Source organism: Alcanivorax profundi, assembly GCF_003597125.1.
Classification (GTDB): domain Bacteria; phylum Pseudomonadota; class Gammaproteobacteria; order Pseudomonadales; family Alcanivoracaceae; genus Alcanivorax; species Alcanivorax profundi.
Genome location: NZ_QYYA01000139.1, coordinates 1 through 422 on the forward strand (window position 1 = coordinate 1; position 422 = coordinate 422).

General features: G+C 44.8%; 1 protein-coding gene. It reads left to right on the top strand.

Going from position 1 to position 422, the window contains the following annotated elements; translation table 11 throughout:
• Positions 1-147: 147 nt before the first annotated feature.
• The coding region (locus D4A39_RS17220) for a hypothetical protein (protein WP_438502578.1) at positions 148-422 on the top strand (275 nt) is incomplete at its 3' end.

Sequence of the window (422 nt, forward strand, 5' to 3'; positions counted from 1 at the left end):
CGCTGGAAGCTCATCAAGGGTTCGTTGATCGCAGCCAGAGGAAAGAAGTGTTGCACCCTGTACAAGGCAAGTGTCAGTGTATGCAAGGGTGGGTTGAACGCAGCGGAAGATTCAGCTATTGACATGTGGCACAGGCGTCTAGGCCACATGAGTGAAAAAGGGCTTCAGCTACTAGCAAGGAAGCGGCTCCTTCCAGACGTGACAGGTACGCCTCTCAAAACCTGTCTTGATTGTTTATCAGGGAAACAACATAGGGTTTCATTTGTTAAAACTGCTTCTCATGTTAATAAAGTGCATGCATTAGATTTGGTTTATTCTGATGTATGTGGTCCTATGAGGACAAAAACCTTGGGTGGGGCAATGTATTTTGTTACTTTTTTAGATGATGCATCTAGGAGGGTTTGGGTTTATGCATTGAAATC